This window comes from Streptomyces sp. NPDC090798 (genome assembly GCF_044768965.1).
Classification (GTDB): Bacteria; Actinomycetota; Actinomycetes; order Streptomycetales; family Streptomycetaceae; genus Streptomyces.
Genome location: NZ_JBIVXA010000020.1, coordinates 64918 through 83088, shown reverse-complemented (window position 1 = coordinate 83088; position 18171 = coordinate 64918). Strand labels below are relative to the sequence as shown.

Here is an 18171-nt window from a genome sequence, read left to right as displayed (position 1 = left end):
ATACCCGCGGTCAGGGGCCTGCCGGTGCTGGGCGACATGTCCGTGCCGAGCGGCATCCCCGCACCCATGGACATGTCCGTGCCGAGCGGCATTCCCGCACCGAGGGACATGTCCGCGGTCAGGGGCATGCCGGTGCTGGGCGACATGTCCGTGCCGAGCGGCATCCCCGCGCCCATGGACATGTCCGCGCCGAGCGGCATCCCGGTACCGAGGGACATGTCCGGGCCGAGTGCGGCCGACCGCTGTCGCTGCCACTCCTCCGCGGCCTGGCGGCGAGCCTGATCCTCCGGGGCGGGCCAGACACTCTCGGCCGGACGTGACTCGATCGCCGCGGGCCCGGGGTTCCACCGTGCGGCGTGCTTGGACACCAGCTCACGGGCCAGCGCCAGTTTCCGCTGGATCTTCTCCTTGGACGTCTTCAACGAGGACTGGGCCGGCCCGGCGGCCAGCGCGGGCAGCAGGGCCGTGGCGGCCTCCTGCGCAGGTTGCGGCGCAGGCTCCGGCGCGGCCGGCAGCGCGGCGACGGCCCTGGCCGTCAACTCGGCCACGGGCCCGGCGGCCGCCTCGGCGGAGGGGCCTGCGGTCAACTCCAGAACGGGGCGGGCGGTCAACTCCCGGCCGCGGTTGGCGAGTCCGTCCTCCGGCCGCTTCGCCGGGCCGGTGGGCCGTGCCTCGACCGCGGGCTTCGGCATCCGGTCGGCCGGCAGCCTGGCCGGCGCGGAGGGACCCAGCTGCGTGCGCGCCGCGTCGAACCAGGTCTTGGTGATGTCGTCGAGTGCGGGGTCGCGGCGCCTGCGCGCGGTTTCCGGCGCCGGGTTGACGCGGCCTCGGCTCCCTGTGGCCATCGCGCGGGTTCCGTTGACGAACCCGACGGCGTTCTCGGCCTGGTCGTAGAGGGAGCTGATCCGCTGCTGCACCTCCTCGCGGCTCGGACCGTCCGCGCCACTGAGGGCGGCCGTCGCGCGTGCGGAGTCGGGCATGCCAGGGAGGCTGCCGCCTCCAGGGCGCGGGGTTCGTTCCGGCGCCATGGGAGCCGTACTCCTTCCGTGCTCCGCCTACCGGGTCGGCCGTCGGGTTCGGGCGGAAGATTCCGGAAGGCATGCCCTACGGCCCTTGCCCGGTTGGGCAGTTGGGCCGATTCACCCCAAGGTCGGTTGGGTCCCGGTTCCGGTTGCCACAGGGGCACCGGATTCGGCGGAGGTCGCGCGACCCGGCGAGGTTCGCCGGAGGGAGTCGTGCGGCCTGCCGCCAACTTAGCCAATTTGTGTGCCTGGTGTGAAGATTGGAGCGCGAACTGTCCGATATGTAATTGTGACCTTCGTCTACGTGTCCCGCCTGCGACCAGGATGTCGTACGACCGCCGTTCGCCCCATGGTCGCTGCGAGCGTGCGCAACCGGCGCCAGTCCAAGGGGGGTTGGGAATCGGGCACACCGGGTCGCTCCTTGGGGACGCGGACGCGCAGGGCGCCGGGTTCGACGCGGCAGTGCACCGGGGCGGGCAGGACCAGGGCCTCGCCGTCGATGCCGGCCTCGATCTCCGCGCGGTCGGCGTCGATGACCACCTCGCGGGCGGTCAGGACCGCGAGTCCGTCCGGCGCGGGGTCCAGTACGAGCGCGGCGGCCTCGGCCGCGCTGTCCACCGTGATGCCGAGGACACCGAGCAGCCCGGAGTCGAGCCGTTCGCGGCGGCCGAGACCGGCCGGATCGTTGGTGCGGTAGGGGTTGTTGCTCACCAGTACGGCCTGCGGGGCGTCGAGCGTCGTGTCCGCGGCGTGGGCGGTCAGCCGCGGCCCGCGCTGGCGGGTGAGCAGGTCGGGCAGGAGGTCCAGGATGGTGCCGATCTTGTCGTCGCGGTACGCGGGGCTCTGGACGACGGCCGCGTACGCGCCGAAGGAGGCGTTGTTGACGAACGGGTGGCCGCCGGCGAAGCCGAGGTCCACGCGGAGTTCGACGCCGTCGGTGAGGGCGTCGAGGCAGGTCGCCGGGTCGTCGCGGTCGAGGCCGAGGTCCATGGCGAAGTGATTGCGGGTGCCGGCGCAGACCACCAGGAACGGCAGACCGTGTTCGGCGGCGACGGCCGCGACCAGCGCCTGGGTACCGTCACCGCCGGCGACGCCCAGCAGATCCGCGCCGTCCGCGACGGCGGCCCGGGCCAGCGCGGTGACGTCCTGGTGCTTCTCCGGGTCGAGGAGCACGACCTGCGCGCCGAGCCGCTCCGCCTTCTCCCGCAGTCCGAACTTCGCCACCTTGCCGCCGCCGGAGTGCGGGTTCATGAGGAGGAAGGGGCGCCTCGGCGGCGGTGCCCTGCGTTCCTTCGGCCGCGGGGCGCGCGTCCGGTCGCTCCGCAGGGCGTACCGGCCGCTCCAGACGGCCACGGTCCACAGCGCCAGGGACACGGGGACGGCCCAGAGCAGGCGGGCCACGGCGAACAGGGTGATCACGGCGCCGGGCGCGACGGCGGCCAGCACGGCCGCCACCCAGCGGAGTGGCCCGCGCCGGGTCAGCGCCCACCACAGCGCCGCCGCCGTGACGGCCACGCCGAGGAGCGCGGCCAGGAGCAGCAGTACGCCGTCCACGCCTCCGTATCCGAGCGGCACCAGCACCGCCAGCGCCGCCGCGACCAGCGCGGCCCTGGCCGCCCACCGTTTCCCGTGGCCGACCTGCCCGCTTCCATCCACACCCATCGACACAGTCGTATGCAACCGCCGGGTCAGGCCCCGCGCAACCGCCACGCTCCGCGAGGGCACGCGCCAACCGGGGCCGGCCTGGGCGATTCACCGAACCCTTGGTCCACCCCTCGGGGCCGGGACCGTCGCGGCTGATGCACGATGGGCGGCGGCGAGCCCCGGCAGTGGCCGGGGCGTGGCGGGGAGGGACAGTGGTGATGAGTGGGCAGCGCGGCCGTGTCCTGGTCGTGGACGACGACGCGGCGATCCGCCGCTCGCTGGAGCGCGGACTGAGGCTCGGCGGATTTACCGTGGACCTGGCCGACGGGGGCCGGCCGGCCCTGGCGGTGGCCCGGCGGACGCCACCCGATGTGGTCGTGCTGGACATCTCGATGCCCGACCTCAGCGGCATCGAGGTGTGCAGGACCCTGCGGGACGAGGACAACGACGTACCCGTGCTGATGCTCTCCGCGCTCGACGAGACCGCCGACCGGATCGCGGGCCTGCAGGCGGGCGGCGACGACTACCTCGTCAAGCCCTTCGCCCTGCAGGAGCTGGTCCTGCGCCTGGAGGCACTGCTGCGGCGCAGGCCGCCACGGGACAGCGGCACCGTACGGGCCGGCGGGCTGCTCCTGGATGCCGCCGCCCGCAGGGTGAGCCTCGACGGGCGGCCGGTGGACCTGACCCGACGCGAGTTCGAACTCCTCCACGTCCTCGCCCGCAACGCAGGCATCGTGCTCAGCCGCGACCAGCTCCTCGATCGCGTATGGGGCTACGACTTCGAGGTGCGCACCGACGCGGTGGACACCTTCGTCAGCTATCTGCGCCGCAAACTGGAGACGTCGGGGCGCTCCCGGATCATCCACACCGTACGAGGCGTGGGCTTCGTCCTGCGCGACGACGACGCGGGGGAGCGGCCGTGAGACTGTCCACGCGGATCGCCCTGGCCGTCGGCGCCACCGTGCCCGTACTGGTACTGGCCACCGGCTGGCTGCTGCTGCGGCTGGTCGCCGCGGATCTGCACGACCAGCAGGACGCGCATCTGCGTGAGCGCGCGGTGGCCGTAGCCACGGACGCCCGGGGGCTGCTGCGTGCGAGCGCCGCCGACCGGCCGGCGGCGGTGGAGCAGGCCCGCGAACGCCGGCTGTTCACCTCGGCCCTGGACGTGGGCGTACGGCTGATCGGCCCCGAGGGGACCTTCACGGGCGGCCCGCAACCGGCGGCCGACGTGGTGCTGCCCGCCAGGGCGCCCGTCCCGGTCACCCTCCGTGCCGACGGCAGGAGCTGGCGGATCCTGTCGACCCGGGTGACCGGGTCGCGCCCCGGTGTGCGCGGCACCCTGTGGCTGTTCGCGTCCGACACCGCCGCCGACACCCAGGTGCGCCTGGTCCGACGGCGCGCGGTGACCGTCGCCCTGCTCGCCGCACCGCTGTCCGGGCTGCTCGCCTGGGCCGTCGCCACCCGGGCGAGCACACCGCTGCGCCGGCTGCAACGCCGGGCGAGCGGCCTGGACCCCCGCTCCAGTCCCACCCGCCTGGACCACACTCCGACGCGGATCGCCGAGGTCGACGACCTCGCACACACCCTGCAGACCGTCCTGGCCCGCTACGACGAGCAGGCGGCCAGGACCGCCGAGGCACTGGCCACCGCCCGCTCCTTCGCCTCGGCGGCCTCGCACGAACTGCGCACCCCGCTGATGAGCATGCAGACCAATCTGGAGATCCTCACCGAGCATCCGGAACTCGCCGGATCCGACCGCGACGAAGTGCTGCACGACCTGAGCCGCGAACACGCACGCCTCCTCGGGGTCCTCGTCATGCTGCGCGACCTCGGCCGCGGAGACCTCGTCGAGGCGGACGCCTTCGGTCCGGTCGACCTCGCCGACCTCGTCGAAGCGAGCACGGAGGAACATCGGCGACGCCATCCGCACGCACGGGTGGCCGGCCACTGCGCACCGGGGCTGCGTGTGCACGGCTGGGAGGCGGGACTGCGGAGCCTGGTGGACAACCTGCTCGTCAACGCCCTGGTCCACGGACATACGGACGGGCAGCCCCCGCAGGTCGAGGTGACCTTGCGCGCGAGCGGTGCCGACGCGCTCCTCGTCGTCGACGACCGGGGTCCGGGCATCCCGCCCGCGCTGCGCACCGAGGTCTTCGAACGCTTCCGCCGCCGACCGGACAGCCCCGGCTCCGGCCTCGGACTGACCCTGGTCGCCCAGCAGATCGCCCTGCACCGGGGCGGGATCCGGGTACTGGACCGGCCCACGGGTCCGGGCACCCGCGTCGAGGTCACCCTGCCGCTGAGCGACGGCACGGCGGACGCGGGGGCCACGCTTCCGCTCCAGCGCAACTGGATGGTCACGACCGCCGACCGGCCACAAGAATTCCACAAAGACGGCTCCTAGCTTTCCCGGCGAGGGGGCAGCAGTCGCCCGTGAACGCGGAGGAGTTCGTCATGCCAAGCACCAGGAAGACCGTGATCTCGGTCGTCTCGTTGGTCGCCGCCGGGTCGCTGTTCGGCGCCGCCGGCGCCGCCACGGCCGACGCCGCGACCCCCGTGCCGTCCGGCACCCCCACGGGCGACGGCGCGGCGGCGCTCTGCAAGCGCGCACCGAAGATCGACCGGCGGATCGACCGGATCCTCACCCGGCTGCGCGCGGACGCTTCCCAGCGTGGCTCCATCGCCCGTCTCGAGCAGCGGGTGGCGAACGCCAAGTCCGCGGGACACACCCAGATCGAGACCTACCTGAACGACCGGCTCACCTTCCGGCGTTCCCTGGTCCCCACCCTGGAGACCCGCCAGAAGGACCTGGCCGACGTCCAGAAGTGGTGCGGCGCCCACGACAACGGTCGTACGAACTGATGCGCGCGCGCCACACCGTGCCGGCCGTACTGGCCGCCTTGCTGTTCTTGGCCGGCTGCGGCCATGGCGGGAACGCGCAGAGTGCACAGAGCACGCGGGGCACGCACGGCCCGCGGTCCGCACAGGGCATGCAGACCACTCGGCAGCCCCCGCCCACCTCCTCCGCTGACCTCGGTCACCTGCGGAAACTCGTCGACGACGCCGATTCCGCGGCGAGCGCGGCGGAGTCGGACATGGACCGGGAGTGAGGTCAGCGTTCCGCCGACGGGGGCGATCCGCTGGCGTGAAGCCGGTGGTGGCCGTCGACGGGATGGGCGGTGAAGTGCGGTCGATGCGGGTGGTGGGAGGCGGTGCGCTCGATGATCAGGAGGGCGGCGTCGTCGCCGGGGTGGTCGCCGACGTGTGCGAGGAGGTCGTCGTGGACGTGCCGCAGCAGGGCGTCGGGGCTGGAGACGGAAAAGGCGGCGACCCGCTCGGCGAGCGGGTAGAAGACGCCGGACGGTGAGCGGGCTTCGATGACGCCATCGGTGTAGAGCAGGAGGATGTCACCGGTTTCGAAGGTGAACGGGTCGGGGCGGTGGCTCGCGGCGGGCAGCTCGCACATGCCCAGCGGGGGGACGGGGTGGCGCGCGTACAGGACCGTGACCTCGCCGTCGCGCAGCAGGAGAGGCGGTGGATGACCACAGTTGATCATCCAGGCCTCCGGCCCCTCGTCGGGGAGGTCGAGCACGAGCGCTGTGGTGAAGTGCTCGCCCGGGTCGTGCTCGGTGTCGGCCACGTCCTCCAGGTCGCGGCACACGCTGACCTCCAGTGCCGCCGTGAGCTCGGGCAGGGTGGCGTACCGGTGAGCGCCCTCACGGAACGACCCCAGCACCACCGAGGCCTCGCCGATGGAGGCCAGTCCCTTGCCGCGTACGTCCCCGATGATCACCCGCGTGGAGGACTGGGCGGCGCGGGCGACCGCGAACAGGTCGCCGCCGATCTGCGTCTCGTCCTCGGCGGCCAGATACAGCCAGGCCACACGCAGGGGCCCGATCCGGCGGGGCGGCGGTCGAAGCAGGACCCGCTGCGCCGTCTCTGCCACCGACCGCGCCCGGCTCAGCTCTCGGGCACGCCGCTCGCGTACATGGCAGACGAAGACCACCAGCGCGGAGAGCACGGTCAGGGCGATGATCTGCGAGATGTGGTTGGCGGTCATCAGCCCGCCGTGGAAGACCGCGATGAAGACCTGGGCGGCCACGGCAAGCGCCCCGACCGCGGCGGTCAGCCGGGGCCCGGCCAGAGAGGCGGTGAGGGCGGGGGCGATGACCAGCAGCGGACCGAGGTGGACACTGGTCGGGGAGTGGAGGTCCACGATGGTGATCACTACGATCAGCGCGAACGGGATTGCCACCAGTCCGCGGCCCGACGGCTGCTCCACGAGGCGGTCCACTGACACACGCCGGACACCCACATGTCCCATTTTGCCCCCGATTATGAAGGCCGTGCTCCCTGGCGACCAGTCATAAGATCGGTTTATGAGGTCATAGATCCAGCCCGACTACTGACTAAGGTTTGCCTTAGTTTAGGCTTCCCGACGAGCCACCCTGCCGTCGTTCGAAGGGAACCTGATCATGCCTCGCCCTCTGCGGGTAGCCATTGTCGGAGCCGGCCCCGCCGGGATCTACGCTGCCGACGCGCTGCTGAAGTCCGCGGTTGCGGTCGAGCCCGGTGTGTCCATCGACCTCTTCGAACGGATGCCGGCCCCCTTCGGTCTGATCCGCTACGGCGTGGCCCCCGACCACCCTCGGATCAAGGGCATCATCACGGCTCTGCACCAGGTGCTCGACAAGCCTCAGATACGTCTCTTCGGCAATGTCGACTACCCGGGGGACATCAACCTCGACGACCTGCGCACCTTCTACGACGCCGTGATCTTCTCCACGGGGGCGACGGCCGACCGGGCCCTCGACATACCCGGCATCGGCCTCGACGGCTCGTACGGCGCCGCGGACTTCGTCTCCTGGTACGACGGCCACCCGGACGCGGCGCGGACCTGGCCGCTCGAAGCGGAGAAGGTCGCCGTCCTCGGCGTCGGCAACGTCGCGCTCGACGTCGCCCGCATCCTCGCCAAGACCGCCGACGAACTGCTGCCGACCGAGATCCCGCGGAACGTCCACGACGGCCTCAAGGCCAACAAGGCCCTGGAGGTCCACGTCTTCGGCCGCCGCGGTCCGGCGCAGGCGAAGTTCAGCCCGATGGAACTGCGGGAACTGGACCACTCCCCGAACATCGAGGTCATCGTCGACCCCGAGGACATCGACTACGACGAGGGCTCGATCGCGACCCGGCGCGGCAACAAGCAGGCCGACATGGTCGCCAAGACCTTGGAGAACTGGGCCATCCGCGACACCGGTGACCGCCCGCACAAGCTGTTCCTGCACTTCTTCGAGTCCCCGACCGAGATCCTCGGCGAGAACGGCCAGGTCGTCGGCCTGCGCACCGAGCGCACCGCCCTCGACGGCACCGGCAACGTCAAGGGAACCGGCGAGTACAAGGACTGGGACCTCGGTGCGGTCTACCGCGCCGTGGGCTACCTGTCCGACGAACTGCCCAAGCTCCCCTGGGACGCCGAGTCGGGCACGGTCCCGGACCAGGGCGGCCGGGTGATCGAGGAGACCGGCGAGCACCTGCAGTCGACGTACGTCACCGGCTGGATCCGACGCGGCCCCGTCGGTCTGATCGGCCACACCAAGGGCGACGCCAACGAGACCGTCGCGAGCCTGCTCGACGACCACGCGAACGGACGTCTGCACACGCCCGGCTCGCCCGACCCGGAGGCCGTGGACGCGTTCCTCGGCGAGCGGGACGTCCGCTTCACCACCTGGGAGGGCTGGTACCGCCTGGACGCCGCGGAGAAGGCGCTGGGCGAACCGCAGGGCCGGGAACGCGTGAAGATCGTCGAGCGCGAGGACATGCTCGACGCGAGCGGCGCATAGGCCCGGCAGCGTGTGGTCGCCCTCGACGGCGACCGCACGCTGCCGCGTCACGTCACGTCACGTCACGTCGGCGTCGGTCGTCAAGGGTCCGTCGACGTAGTCGGCGACCAGAGTCGCGAACTCGTCGGGGGTGACCAGCCGGATGCCGAGGTCCTCGGCCTTGGCGCGCTTGGATCCGGCGCCCTCGCCGGCGACGACCAGCGTGGTCCTCTTGGAGACGCTGGAGGAGGAGCGGCCGCCGGCGCGCTCGATGAGTTCGTTCATCTCGTTGCGGCTGAGCTTCTCCAGCGGCCCGGTCATGGCTCCGGTGACGACGACCGCCATCCCGGTCAGCGGCCCTCCCGCCGGCTCAGCGACCTGGGTGCCGGCGTCGGCGTCGGTGTCGTCGGCGATGACGGGCGGAGTGGCGCCCGGCTCGGTCATGTTGACCCCGGCCGCGGCGAGCTTGTCGATGAGCGGGGCGAGTTCGGCGACTTCGGCCACGATGGACGGGGCCTTCTCCGTGCCGATGCCCTCGACCCGCTGCATCGCTTCGGCGTCGGCGGCGCGGATGTGATCCATGGTGGCGAAGTACCGGGCGATCCGACGGGACATGGAGCGCCCCGTACCGCGGACGCCGAGCGCGCACAGCACCCGCGACAACGGCTGCCCCTTGGCCGCGCCGATCGCCGCGAGGAGATTGTCGGTGCTGGTCTCACCCATCCGTTCCAGGCCGAGGAGCTGGTCGCGGGTGAGGGCGAACACGTCGGCCAGATCGGTGACCAGACCGGCCTCCACGAGCTGGACGACACGGGTGTGGCCCAGGCCCTCGATGTCGAGCTGGTCGCGGCCGGCGGCGTACGAGAGGGCGGCGACCAGGTGACAGTTGCGGCCGTTCTCGCAGCGCCAGCGCTGCTCGCTGGTGTCGATGGCGGAGCCGCACCGCGGGCACGCCTCGGGGAAGACGATCGGCCGCTCCTCCCCGGTGCGCAGATGAGCGACGGGGGCCTCGACGCGGGGAATCACGTCCCCGGCGCGGTGGACCATCACATGGTCGCCCAGACGCAGGTCGCGACGGGTGATGTCGGCAGGGTTGTGGAGGGTGGCGTAGGTGATGGTGGAGCCGTCGATCTCGACCGGTTCGAGGACCGCGCGCGGAGCGATGATGCCGGTGCGGCCCACGTTCCACTCCACCTCCAGCAGCCGGGTGATCTTCTCCACGGCCGGCAGCTTGTAGGCGATCGCCCAGCGCGGTGCACGTGAACCGGACCCGGCGGCCTGCTGATCGGCGGCGAGGTCGGCCTTGATGACGATCCCGTCGATGCCGAACGGCAACTCCGCCCGCAGCGCGGCGATCTCCTTCACCCGGGCCAGGACCTGCTCGGCGGTCTCCGCCGTGGTCCCGGGCACGGCGGTGGCGGCGGTGGTGTTCACGCCGAGCTCGCCGCACCGCGCCATCAGCTCGCTGTGCGCGCCCTCACCCAGCCGCGCCGCGAGGGCCTCCTCGGTGCCGGGCAGCGGCAGCAGGGCGTAGCCGAAGAAGGTCATCGGCACGGTGTAGGCGCGGTCCTTGGCGCGCAGAGTGCCCGCCGCGGCGTTGCGCGGGTTCGCGAACGGCTGCCCGCCGTGCGCGGTGCGCACCTCGTTGGCGTGCTCGAACTGGGCGGTGGTCATCAGGACTTCGCCGCGCACCTCCACCGTGACCGGCTCGGCGAGTTCGGCCGGGAGGCCTTCGACGGTGCCGATGGCGTGTGAGACGTCCTCCCCGGCCGTCCCGTCGCCACGGGTGATCAGCCGGGTGAGGCGGCCATGGGTGTACCGGGCGGCGATCGCGAGCCCGTCGAGCTTCGGCTCGACACCGAACCGTGTGACGTCATGGCCGATCCGCCGGGCCAGCGACGCGGTCCAGGCGGTGAACTCCTCCGGCGAGAACACGTTGTCCAGGCTCAGCATGGGCACCGTGTGCGGGACATCGCCCTCTATGGCGCCACCGGCGACCTTTCCGGTCGGTGAGTCGGGCAGCACCTCGTCGGGATGAGCGGACTCCCACGCCGCGATGCCCCGCACGAGCCGGTCGTAGGTGTCGTCGTCCAGTACTGACGTGCCGCCCGCGTAGTAGGCGGCCGAAGCCTTCACGGCGTCCTCGACCGCCTGTGCGTAGGCGGCGGCATCCACGATCACTGCGGCTGGTGTTGTCATACCCGCCATCCTGCACGCCACCACTGACAACGCCCCGTCACGCGTCTGCCGCGCACCGGAAACCAGGTGACCGCGACGGCGGTGACCACTACGGTGAACTCGTTCAGGTGCGAAGGTTTCGGCTACTTCTCCTGTCAAGAGAGAGACGCGGGTTCGAATCCCGTCGCCCGCCCCGGCGGGTGTCGTCCAGCGGCCCAGGACACTTACGTCGCCGACACCGAACCAGATCTCTGAACACCACGGCACGAGCCGTCCGCCACGGGGGAGTACTCCGCCCGCCGGCCGCGGATCAGCTCACTCCGGCGGCGCGGCGCCCGGTGCGCCCACCCGTAGACCGTCCATCACGAGGTCCAGAAGGCGGGTGGCGCGCGGCTGCCAGTCGCCGTCCGCGTCGATCTGCCAGAGACCGGCGATGAAGAGGAAGAAGTCCTCGGGGGTCACGCCGGGGCGGATGCTGCCCGCCTTGTCGTTCGCGGCCAGGAGCAGCGCGGCGGCCGAGGACATCGCGCCCTGTCCCAGCCGGGTCAGGGTGCCGTGCGCGAGGGTGCTCGCGCGCAGGGCCTCGGCCAGGCCGACCTTGGTCATGGCGAACTGGGCGAGACGGTCCATCCACTCCCGCAGGGCCCGGTCCGGCGCACGCGTCTCGAGCAGCTGGGCCGCGGTGTCGGCGACCTGCTGCACCTCGTGGCGGTAGATCTCCAGGAGGAGCGCCTCGCGATTGGGGAAGTTGCGGTAGAACGTCCCCTGTCCGACCCCCGCCTTCTTGGCGATCGCGCTGAGCGGGGTGTCCGCCGACCGCGTCAGCTCGGCCAGGGCCACATCGAGGATGCGCTCGCGATTGCGTTGCGCGTCCGAGCGCAGCGGGGTGGCCTTCTTCTGCTGCACTCGGGCCTCCTTCGTCCCCCGCCCTGCCAGGCGAGTACCTTGCTAAGCGGACAGCTGTCCGATAGGTTCGGGATGAGCGGACAGCTGTCCGCTTAGGGGTTCACCATACCGCCGGATCCGGCCAGTGTGGACCATCGGTATTCCCTTTTCCCGGCCCTCTCGCGACTTCCTTTCCCCCATCAGACAGGCGAAAGAAGGCTGATCATGGCCCCCACGACGTCCGGCGCCACGACCTCGACGTCCAGCGCCGTCACCCTGCACGTCAACGGCGAGAAATACACGCTGTCCGTCGACCACCGCACCACCCTGCTCGACGCGCTGCGGGAGCGTCTCGACCTCACCGGTACCAAGAAGGGCTGTGATCAGGGCCAGTGCGGCGCGTGCACGGTGCTGCTCGACGGGCGCCGGGCCGTCTCCTGTCTGCAACTCGCGGTCGCCGCCGAGGGACGCGAGATCACCACCATCGAAGGGGTGGCGGACGGTGATCGGCTGCATCCCGTGCAACAGGCCTTCCTCGAACTCGACGGCTACCAGTGCGGCTACTGCACGCCCGGCCAGATCTGTTCGGCCCTCGCGGTGATCGAGGAGCACGCGGCGGGCTGGCCGAGCGCGGTGACCGCCGACGTGCGGCCCGAAGCGGGGGTTGCGCAGCTCACGCCCGAGGAGATCCGTGAGCGGATGAGCGGCAACCTGTGCCGGTGCGGCGCGTATGTGTCGATCGTCGAGGCCGTCGCGCGGGCGGCGCAGTCGTCCGATATGCGGTCGTCCGAGACCAAGGAGGCGGCGGCATGAAGGAGTTCGACTACGAGCGTGCCCACGACGTCACCGGCGCGGTCGCGCTGCTGGGTGCCGACCCAGACGCGCGCTTTCTCGGCGGTGGTACCAATCTCGTCGACCTGATGAAGTGCGGGGTGGAGCGGCCCGCCCGCCTCGTCGACGTGCGTGAACTCCCCCTCGACCGCGTCCGGTTCACAGAGAGCGGCGGTCTGCGGATCGGCGCGACCGTGACCAACAGCGATCTCGCCGCCCATCCCGACGTGCGGCGCCACTACCCGGCGCTGACCCAGGCCGTGCTGGCCGGGGCCTCCGGTCAGCTGCGCAACATGGCCACGGTCGGCGGAAACCTGCTCCAGCGCACCCGCTGCGGCTACTTCACCGACCTGGCGAAGCCCTGCAACAAGCGGGTCCCCGGCAGCGGCTGCCCGGCCGTCGAGGGCGAGCACCACAACCACGCCATCCTCGGCGCCTCCGCGCACTGCGTGGCCACGCACCCCTCGGACATGGCCGTGGCCCTCACCGCCTTCGACGCCGCCGTCTCATACGAAACGGCGGACGGGCCAGGGGAGTTGCCGCTCGCGGAGTTCTATCTGCCGGTGGGTGACACCCCGCATCTGGAGACCGCCCTGCCGCCCGGCGCGCTGATCACCGGCGTCACCCTGCCGGCCGCCCCGGTCGCCGCCCGCTCCCGCTACCGCAAGGTGCGCGAGCGCGCCTCGTACGCGTTCGCGATCGGCTCGATCGCCGCCGCGCTCGACGTCCACGACGGTGTCGTACGCGAAGTGCGCCTCGCCTTCGGGGCGGTGGCCTCCCGGCCGTGGCGGGCCCGGACGGCCGAGCGGGCGCTGACCGGGGGACCGGCGAACGCCGAGGCCTTCGCCGCCGCCGCGGACGCCGAACTCGCGGGCGCCCGGCCGCTGCCCCACAACGGATACAAGGTGCCCCTGATGCGCAACCTCGTCGTGGCGATGCTGACCGAACTCACCGAGGAGGCGGCCCGATGACCAGCACGACCGCGACCACGACCGCGACGTCGGCGGCGACCGCGACGTCCGGAGCCGTCGGCGCCGCGCACACCCGTATCGAGGGCGTGGCCAAGGTCACCGGGGCGGCGCGCTACGCGGGCGAGGTCCCGTATCCCGAACTCGCCCATGGATGGCTGGTGTTGTCCACCATTGCCCGTGGCCGGATCCGCGCGGTGGAGTCCGCGCCCGTCCTCGCGATGCCGGGCGTCGTCGCCGTCCTGCACCACGAGAACGCCCCGCGTCTCAACGGCGACTACACGAACGCCTTCGGGGCGCCCGACCCGATCGCCCAGATCTTCCAGCACGACCGGGTCCCGTTCGTCGGCTGGCCGGTGGCGCTGGTCGTCGCCGAGACGCCCGAGCAGGCCAGGGAGGCCGCCGAGTCCCTCGTCGTCGCGTACGACGAGGAGCCGCACGACGTCGTGTTCGCCGCCGGGCTGCCCGGGGTGTACGCGCCGGAGAGCGCCCCCGCCGCGCAAAAGGGCGACCTGGAGGCCGAACTCGCCGCGTCCGCCGTGGTCGTGGACGCCGAGTACAGCACTCCGGAGGAGCACCACAGCCCCATGGAGCCGCACGCGGCGATCGCGCGCTGGGACGGCGGGCGGCTCGAGGTCGTCGACTCCAACCAGGGCAGCAGGTTCGTGGCGGACGAGCTCGCGAAGCTGTTCTCGCTCGATCCCCAGTCGGTGCGGGTGCGCTCGGAACACGTCGGCGGCGGCTTCGGCTCCAAGAGCACCCGCCCGCACTCGGTCGCCGCCGCGATGGCCGCGACCGTGCTGCAGCGCCCCGTCCGCGTCGTACTGACCCGCCGTCAGATGTTCTCGCTCGTCGGCTACCGCAGCCCCACGGCCCAGCGGGTCAGGCTCGGCGCCGACGCGGACGGCCGGCTGCGCGCGTTCGACCACCGGGCCGAGTCCCTCACCTCGACTGTGTACGAGTTCGTCGAGCGGAGCGCCGAGTTCGGGCGTGCGATGTACGCCTGCGACGCGCACTACTCGCAGAGCCGTGTCGTCCCGCTCGACGTGCCGACCCCGAGCTGGATGCGGGCGCCGGGCGAGGCACCTGGCTCCTTCGCCCTGGAGTCCGCGATCGACGAACTCGCCGAGAAGTGCGGTCTCGACCCGATCGCGCTGCGCGCCCGTAACGAACCGGCCGTCGGCCCCGTCTCCGGGCTGCCGTTCAGCGGCCGCAACCTGCTCGCGTGTTTCGAGGAGGGGGCCCGCCGGTTCGGCTGGGCGGACCGTGACCCGCGTCCCGGTATCCGCCGCGAGGGCCGCTGGCTGCTCGGGACCGGCACGGCCGCGTCCACGTTCCCCGTGCTGTCCGCCCCGTCCACGGCGGCCGTGACGGCCGAGCCGGACGGCACCTTCACCGTACGGATCACCGCGTCCGACATCGGGACCGGGGCCCGGACCGCGCTCACCCTGATCGCCGCGGACGCGCTGGAGGTGGCGCCGGAGCGCATCCGGATGCGGATCGCGGACAGCGACTTCGGCTTCGCGATGATCGCCGGCGGCTCGATGGGCACCCGCTCCTGGGCCTGGGCGATCAGGGTCGCGGCGGACGAACTGCGCGAGCGGCTGGCCCTGGGCGGCGGCATTCCGCCGGAGGGGATCACCGCACGCTCGGACACCTCACAGGCGGTCGGCGCGCTGGAGCAGAAGGAACGGCACTCCTTCGGTGCCCAGTTCGCCGAGGTCGCCGTCGATGTCACCAGCGGGGAGGTGCGGGTGCGGCGGATGCTCGGCATCTTCGCGGCCGGCCGGATCGTCAACCCGCTGACCGCGCGCGGCCAGTTCGTCGGAGGCATGATCTGGGGCCTGTCCATGGCCCTGCACGAGGAGGCTCACCGGGACCGGGCCGGCGGCGGCCATGTCGGCGCCGACCTCGCCGGCTACCACTTCTCCGCGCACGCCGACGTACCCGACATCGAGGCGGACTGGGTGGACGACCCCGACCCCGGGGACCCGGTCGGCATCAAGGGCATCGGCGAGATCGGGGTCGTCGGCGCGGCGGCGGCGATCGCCAACGCGGTCTGGCACGCGACGGGTGTACGTCACCGGAATCTGCCGATCCGCCCGGACCGGGTACTGCTGGCCGGCGCGGGAGGGGACCGGGATGCTTGACATCGCCGACGAGCTGAACCGGTGGGCCGAGGAGGGCAGGGACTTCGCCGTCGCCACCGTCGTGAGCGTCGGCGGCAGTGCCCCGCGCGGTCCCGGCGCCGCCCTCGCGGTCGACAGCGACGGCACGGCCATCGGCTCGGTCTCCGGCGGCTGCGTGGAAGGCGCCGTGTACGACCTGTGCGTCCAGGCGCTCCAGGACGGCCGGACGGTGCTGGAGCGGTTCGGCTACAGCGACGAGGACGCCTTCGCGGTGGGTCTGACCTGCGGCGGGGTCATCGAGGTCCTGGTCACCCCGGTGCGCGCGGACGCGCCTGAGCGGCCGGTGTACGCGGCGGCGCTGGCGGCCGCGTCCCGGGGCGAGGCGGCGGCCGTGGCCCGGGTGGCCCGGGGACCGGTGGAACTGCTGGGGAGGGTGCTGCTCGTCCGCCCCGACGGCTCGTCCGACTCCCCCGGGGCGTCCACGTCGTACGCGGGAGGCCCGGGCGTCTCCCACGAGGGAAGCCTCGGCGGTCGTCCGGAGCTGGACCGCACGGCGGTGGCCGAGGCACGTGCCCAGCTGGCGGCGGGCCGCACCGGCACCCTCGAACTGTCGGAGGACGGCGCGCGCTGCCCGGGCGGCGTGACCCTGCTCGTCGAGTCGAGCGTGCCGCCGCCCCGAATGATCGTCTTCGGCGCCGTGGACTTCGCGACGGCGCTGGTACGGGTGGGCAAGTTCCTCGGCTACCACGTGACCGTGTGCGACGCCCGCCCGGTCTTCGCCACCCGGGTCCGCTTCCCCGACGCGGACGACATCGTGGTCGACTGGCCGCACCGCTATCTCCGGCGCACCGCGACCGACGACCGCACGGTCCTGTGCGTGCTCACCCACGACGCCAAGTTCGACGTACCGCTGCTGGAGGCGGCCCTGCGGATGCCGGTGGCGTTCGTCGGCGCCATGGGGTCGCGCCGCACCCACGAGGACCGTGCGCGTCGGCTGCGCGAAGTCGGCCTCGGCGAGGGGGAGTTGGCCCGCCTGAGATCCCCGATCGGGCTCGACCTCGGAGCCCGTACGCCCGAGGAGACCGCCCTGTCCATCGCAGCGGAGATCGTCGCGGCACGGGAGGGCGGGACGGGCGCTCCTCTCACCGGCTCCGGTACACCGATCCACCGCGACGGGGGCGGCCGGGGGACCGGTGCGGTGGGGGCGAGGGAGGCTGCCTGAGAAAGACGCGGGCGGTCGAACGACTCAAGCGCACGCGGTGCGCGGCCACCGCCGGGGCAAGATCGTGCCGCACGCCTCCTGAGCCGACGCCGGACATCGCACGTCATCGAGGCGTGGCCGCGGTTCAGGAAGACATCGCGAGGCGGCCCGCGACTCAGGAAGCCGAGGCCGAGCGCGTGAGCCAGTCGTACGCGGCCTGCGCGGTGAACTCGCCCTGACCGCCGCGCAGCAGCAGCCCCGCCGTGGCGAACGCCGGGTCGTCGGCCTGCGCGGCGACGTAAGGGATGGCGACGCAGCGCATCCCGGCCGCGTGCGCGGCGGCGGCGCCCGGAGCGGCGTCCTCCAGGACCACGCAGTCCGCCGGGCCGGCCCCCAGACGGCGCGCCGCTTCGAGGAAGACGTCCGGGGCGGGCTTGCCGTGCGCGACCTCGTCGGCCGAGACGACGGTCGTCAGCTGGGCGGCCAGACCGGTGCCCGTCAGGATCGCCTCGATGGCGGCGGGCGCGGAGCCCGAGGCCACGGCCATCGGAACGCCCTCGGCGGCCAGCAGTTCCACGAACTTCCGCATCTCCGGGTACACGTGCGTGGCGGCGCGGGCCAGTTCCAGATAGCGGCGGTTCATGTCGGCGAGCAGGGCGTCGAGCGGGGACCGCACGTCGTAGCGTTCCTTCCAGAGCGCCACCGTCTCCCGGGTGCTGATGCCGACGTACCGCTCGTGCTCGGCCCAGGTGAAGTCCGTGACGCCCTGCTCGGCGAGCGTCCGGCGGCCGGCCTCGAAATAGTTCGGCTCGCTGTCCACAAGTGTGCCGTCGAGATCGAAGATGACCGAAGTGCGGCCGAGAGTGCTCATGGGGTCCAGGATGCCAAGCGGGCCGAGCGCGGTCGATCACCCCTGGGCCACCGGTCAGCTTCTGGTGGCCCGCCCGATCGACTCCACCAGCGGCAGCACCCGGTGCGGAACCCGCTCGCGCAGTGCCACCTCGGTGCGGGTGCGCACGACGCCGGGCATGCTGATGAGCGCCTGGATCACGTCCTCCAGGTGGGCGTTGTCGCGCGCCACGACCCGGGTGAGCAGATCGCCGCCGCCCGTGATCGAGAACGCCTCGATGATCTCCGGTACGGCGGCCAGCGCGTCGCCGACCTCGTCGAGGTGGCCCTGCGTGACCTCGATGTGCACGAAGGCGAGGACGGGGTGGCCGAGCGCCGCGGGGGACAGCGAGGGGCCCGTGCCGGTGATCACCCCGTCCCGTTCCAGCCGGTCGAGGCGCGCCTGGAGCGTGCCGCGGGCGACACCGAGCATGCGGGCGTACTCGCGCACGCTGGTACGCGGCTGCTCGAGCAGTAGCCGCAGGATACGGGTGTCGAGTTCGTCCACGGCCATGATCCACCGGCCTCCCTGCCGCCTGGGGTGATCTTCGTCGACCGTACCAATGGCTCAGCCCGCCGTGAGCCCGGTGGGCCGGTGCACCCCTC

General features: G+C 72.4%; 14 protein-coding genes, 1 pseudogene and 1 riboswitch. Of the genes and pseudogenes, 8 read left to right on the top strand and 7 right to left on the bottom strand.

Annotated elements, in window-relative coordinates:
* Positions 1-980: pseudogene (locus ACIQTP_RS34410) on the bottom strand (hypothetical protein); the annotation flags it as partial.
* A gap of 56 nt (positions 981-1036) precedes the next feature.
* Positions 1037-1207, bottom strand: a riboswitch (cyclic di-AMP (ydaO/yuaA leader).
* Positions 1208-1322: 115 nt separating this feature from the next.
* A complete protein-coding gene (locus ACIQTP_RS34405) occupies positions 1323-2684 on the bottom strand; it encodes a diacylglycerol/lipid kinase family protein (RefSeq protein ID WP_403407379.1) in 1362 nt (453 codons plus the stop codon).
* Between the two features lie 200 nt (positions 2685-2884).
* On the opposite strand from ACIQTP_RS34405, the gene ACIQTP_RS34400 reads away from it, so the two are divergent.
* Genes ACIQTP_RS34400 through ACIQTP_RS34390 form a run of 3 tightly spaced genes read left to right on the top strand, consistent with a single transcriptional unit; the run spans position 2885 to position 5528 of the window.
* Positions 2885-3589, top strand: coding sequence for a response regulator transcription factor (locus ACIQTP_RS34400; RefSeq protein WP_403407378.1), 705 nt, complete (start codon positions 2885-2887; stop codon positions 3587-3589).
* A complete protein-coding gene (locus ACIQTP_RS34395; RefSeq protein ID WP_403407376.1) occupies positions 3586-5070 on the top strand; it encodes a sensor histidine kinase in 1485 nt (494 codons plus the stop codon). The genes ACIQTP_RS34400 and ACIQTP_RS34395 overlap by 4 nt, the downstream gene beginning before the upstream one ends.
* 50 nt (positions 5071-5120) lie before the next feature.
* Complete coding sequence (locus tag ACIQTP_RS34390; RefSeq protein WP_403407374.1) at positions 5121-5528, top strand: hypothetical protein; 408 nt, start codon at positions 5121-5123, stop codon at positions 5526-5528.
* A gap of 250 nt (positions 5529-5778) precedes the next feature.
* On the opposite strand, the gene ACIQTP_RS34385 is transcribed toward ACIQTP_RS34390, so the two are convergent.
* The gene (locus ACIQTP_RS34385) at positions 5779-6966 is read right to left on the bottom strand and encodes a PP2C family protein-serine/threonine phosphatase (RefSeq protein ID WP_403407372.1); all 1188 of its coding nucleotides are present in this window, start codon (positions 6964-6966) and stop codon (positions 5779-5781) included.
* A gap of 175 nt (positions 6967-7141) precedes the next feature.
* Here ACIQTP_RS34385 and ACIQTP_RS34380 point away from each other — a divergent pair, with 175 nt between their 5' ends.
* Positions 7142-8506: an FAD-dependent oxidoreductase gene (locus tag ACIQTP_RS34380; protein WP_403407370.1), complete on the top strand. Its 1365-nt coding sequence runs from the start codon at positions 7142-7144 to the stop codon at positions 8504-8506.
* 57 nt (positions 8507-8563) lie between these two features.
* Here the strand turns inward: ACIQTP_RS34380 and ligA are convergent, their stop codons facing one another.
* Together ligA and ACIQTP_RS34370 are read right to left on the bottom strand one after the other, a co-directional pair.
* Positions 8564-10693, bottom strand: a complete 2130-nt coding sequence (gene ligA / locus ACIQTP_RS34375) for an NAD-dependent DNA ligase LigA (protein ID WP_403407368.1) — start codon at positions 10691-10693, stop codon at positions 8564-8566.
* A 285-nt stretch (positions 10694-10978) separates the two neighbouring features.
* Positions 10979-11569 (bottom strand): TetR/AcrR family transcriptional regulator, encoded by a 591-nt coding sequence (locus ACIQTP_RS34370; protein ID WP_403407366.1) that lies wholly within the window; start codon positions 11567-11569, stop codon positions 10979-10981.
* Positions 11570-11773: 204 nt separating this feature from the next.
* Here ACIQTP_RS34370 and ACIQTP_RS34365 point away from each other — a divergent pair, with 204 nt between their 5' ends.
* Genes ACIQTP_RS34365 through ACIQTP_RS34350 form a run of 4 tightly spaced genes read left to right on the top strand, consistent with a single transcriptional unit; the run spans position 11774 to position 16698 of the window.
* Positions 11774-12361 (top strand): (2Fe-2S)-binding protein, encoded by a 588-nt coding sequence (locus ACIQTP_RS34365; protein ID WP_403407364.1) that lies wholly within the window; start codon positions 11774-11776, stop codon positions 12359-12361.
* A complete protein-coding gene (locus ACIQTP_RS34360) occupies positions 12358-13350 on the top strand; it encodes an FAD binding domain-containing protein (protein WP_403407363.1) in 993 nt (330 codons plus the stop codon). Before ACIQTP_RS34365 ends, ACIQTP_RS34360 begins: the two co-directional genes overlap by 4 nt.
* Positions 13347-15497, top strand: coding sequence for a xanthine dehydrogenase family protein molybdopterin-binding subunit (locus ACIQTP_RS34355; RefSeq protein WP_403407361.1), 2151 nt, complete (start codon positions 13347-13349; stop codon positions 15495-15497). Before ACIQTP_RS34360 ends, ACIQTP_RS34355 begins: the two co-directional genes overlap by 4 nt.
* A complete protein-coding gene (locus ACIQTP_RS34350; RefSeq protein ID WP_403407359.1) occupies positions 15490-16698 on the top strand; it encodes an XdhC family protein in 1209 nt (402 codons plus the stop codon). Before ACIQTP_RS34355 ends, ACIQTP_RS34350 begins: the two co-directional genes overlap by 8 nt.
* A 154-nt stretch (positions 16699-16852) precedes the next feature.
* Here the strand turns inward: ACIQTP_RS34350 and ACIQTP_RS34345 are convergent, their stop codons facing one another.
* Complete coding sequence (locus ACIQTP_RS34345; RefSeq protein WP_403407357.1) at positions 16853-17548, bottom strand: HAD family hydrolase; 696 nt, start codon at positions 17546-17548, stop codon at positions 16853-16855.
* A 54-nt stretch (positions 17549-17602) separates the two neighbouring features.
* Complete coding sequence (locus ACIQTP_RS34340) at positions 17603-18079, bottom strand: Lrp/AsnC family transcriptional regulator (protein WP_351423299.1); 477 nt, start codon at positions 18077-18079, stop codon at positions 17603-17605.
* Positions 18080-18171 lie beyond the last annotated feature (92 nt).